Genomic DNA, 2,899 nt, shown 5'->3' on the forward strand with positions numbered 1-2,899 from the left:
ACGGTGTCGATATCCGAGTGCAGATAGCGCACCCGCACATTGTTGTCCTGAAGATACTCGGTCAGGTCTTCCGCCATGCGCTTGGTCAATACGGTAATCAGCACCCGCTGATCGGCGGCGACGCAGCGATGAATTTCCGACAGGGTATCGTCCACCTGGGTGGCCGCAGGGCGCACCTCCACCACCGGGTCCACAAGCCCGGTGGGGCGTACCACCTGCTCCACTACGGCGCCGGCGTGCTCCGCTTCATACTTGCCCGGGGTCGCCGACACAAAAATGGTCTGCGGCGAGAGCTGCTCCCACTCCTCGAACTTCAGCGGCCGATTGTCCAGTGCCGAAGGCAGTCGGAACCCATACTCCACCAGTGTTTCCTTGCGCGAACGGTCGCCTCGGTACATCCCGCCGATCTGCGGTACGGTGACGTGACTCTCGTCGATAAACAGCAGGGAATCGTGCGGCAGATAGTCGAACAGCGTGGGCGGTGGCTGCCCGGCATCGCGCCCGGAGAGATAGCGCGAGTAGTTTTCGACCCCATTGCAGTAACCGAGCTCCTGCATCATTTCCAGGTCGTAACGGGTGCGCTGTTCCAGGCGCTGAGCTTCCAGCAGCTTGTTGTTTTCGCGCAATTGCTCCAGACGATCCTTCAGCTCTTCCTTGATGTGATCGATCGCCTCGAGAATCGTCTCCCGCGGCGTCACATAGTGGGACTTGGGGAAGATGGTGATGCGCGGCACCTTCTGCAGTATTTCCCCGGTCAACGGGTCGAACAGGGTGATCTCTTCGATTTCCTCATCAAACAGCGACAGGCGTACCGCTTCCAGATCGGAATCTGCGGGGTAGATATCGATGATATCGCCACGCACGCGATAGGTGGCGCGACGAAAATCGGCGTCGTTGCGGGTGTACTGCAATTCAGCGAGACGGCGCAGAATGGTTCGCTGGTCCACGATATCGCCGCGGTCCAGATGAAGCACCATTTTCAGGTACTTGTCCGGGTCACCCAAGCCGTAGATGGCGGAAACGGTGGCCACGACGATCACATCCTTGCGTTCGATCAGCGCCTTGGTGGCGGACAGGCGCATTTGCTCGATGTGCTCGTTAACGGAAGCGTCCTTTTCGATAAAGGTATCGGACGACGGCACATAGGCTTCCGGCTGGTAATAGTCGTAGTAGGAAACAAAATACTCCACCGCATTGCGCGGGAAGAACTCGCGGAGCTCTCCGTACAACTGCGCCGCCAGCGTTTTGTTGTGCGCCATCACAATGGCAGGCCGCTGCAGCCGCTCGATAACGTTCGCCATAGTGAACGTTTTGCCAGACCCGGTCACACCCAGCAGTGTCTGATGCGCCAGGCCATCATTGATCCCTTCCACCAGCGCCTCGATCGCCGCGGGCTGATCACCGGCCGGCGCATACTTACTGGCAACCTGAAACGATCTGGATTCCATACTCATCACCTAAACTGTCCGTGCCCCGGGACGGGTACATGCAAGCGGGAAATTGTAGGCGCTATGCCCCGGGCGGGACAAACCGGGTAGAACTGCGACACTGCGGACAGAATATAATCACTGTAAAATCAATGAGTTATTTTTGAATAAAGAGGGTTGACCTACCCAGAGGTGCTCTATAAGATACGCGCCATCTGAACGAGACCTCAAATCGAGACCGGTCAGACATTATTCCGCCTTAGCTCAGTTGGTAGAGCAAATGACTGTTAATCATTGGGTCGCTGGTTCGAGCCCAGCAGGCGGAGCCAAACAAAGAAACCTCGCAGCTGGTAAAAACTGCGGGGTTTTTCTTTAGAGCGGATGAAAGGCCGCTCAAACATACAGTTCCGCCTTAGCTCAGTTGGTAGAGCAAATGACTGTTAATCATTGGGTCGCTGGTTCGAGCCCAGCAGGCGGAGCCAAATAATGAAACCCCGCACCTGAAAAGGTGGCGGGGTTTTTCTTTTGTGTGACTGAAAATTACCGCTTACACCAAAAGTAAAAAGCCCCGCAAGACCCGCAGGGCTTTGCCAACAACATTTCTACGGAAATTAAACCTCAGGCACTTCCCCGGTTATACGCTGCGCATTACCCAGAGTCACCACAGGCAGCCGCTTGACCTCCGCACCCGCAGCCGGCGGCGGCAAACCACTAGCCTCCTCTTCTAATGCCTGAGCCCAAACCGTATCAATCAACTGCTGCTTGGGCGCGTAGTCTTTCACCGACTCGACCAGCAAGCGGTGAACGGCCTCCGCGTCCTGGCGGGCGCTGGCCTCTTTCAGCTCACCAAGGAACATCTGAAGTTGCTCACTGGGGAGGCGCTCCTCTTCCGCGCGCATAATCATGGGGTGATCCGTTCCCGCAACCTTATCCCCTAGCAGAAGCTCCTCGTACAGCTTCTCTCCGGGGCGAAGACCGGTAATCTGAATTTCAATATCGCCATCCGGATTGGCTTCGTCGCGCACGGTATGCCCCATGATATGGATCAGGCGGCGCGCAATATCAAGGATTCGCACCGGCTCACCCATATCCAGCACAAACACTTCACCCTTGCGCCCCATGCTTCCCGCCTGCAATACCAGCTGGGCCGCCTCAGGGATGGTCATGAAGTAGCGTGTCACCTTCGGATGGGTAACGGTTACCGGGCCACCGGCATTGATCTGATCTGTGAACAAGGGGATCACCGAACCCGACGATCCCAGCACATTACCGAAGCGCACCATGCAGACTCGGGTGCGACCGAAGCGACGCCCAAAATCCTGACAGATCAGCTCAGCAAGGCGCTTGGTAGCCCCCATCACGTTGGTCGGGCGCACCGCCTTGTCCGTGGAGACCAGCACAAACTGTTCGACACCGGAGGCTTCCGCCGCCTCAAGTACCGAAAGCGTTCCCAGAACATTGTTTTCCGCGCC

2 protein-coding genes and 2 tRNA genes are annotated in these 2,899 nt (G+C 57.2%); 2 read left to right on the top strand and 2 right to left on the bottom strand.

Annotated features, from left to right (window positions below; genetic code table 11):
• Positions 1 to 1,454: excinuclease ABC subunit UvrB (gene uvrB, locus VIL80_RS08295; protein ID WP_332035647.1), on the bottom strand; the 1,454-nt coding region annotated here is incomplete at its 3' end.
• A gap of 226 nt (positions 1,455 to 1,680) precedes the next feature.
• Here uvrB and VIL80_RS08300 point away from each other — a divergent pair.
• Positions 1,681 to 1,756 (top strand) — tRNA-Asn (locus VIL80_RS08300).
• A 77-nt stretch (positions 1,757 to 1,833) separates the two neighbouring features.
• Positions 1,834 to 1,909, top strand: a tRNA-Asn gene (locus tag VIL80_RS08305).
• Between the two features lie 129 nt (positions 1,910 to 2,038).
• On the opposite strand, the gene VIL80_RS08310 is transcribed toward VIL80_RS08305, so the two are convergent.
• On the bottom strand, positions 2,039 to 2,899 hold an 861-nt coding region (locus VIL80_RS08310), incomplete at its 5' end, for a polysaccharide biosynthesis protein (RefSeq protein WP_332035648.1).

It is taken from the genome of Microbulbifer sp., from assembly GCF_036563125.1.
Lineage (GTDB): Bacteria > Pseudomonadota > Gammaproteobacteria > Pseudomonadales > Cellvibrionaceae > Microbulbifer.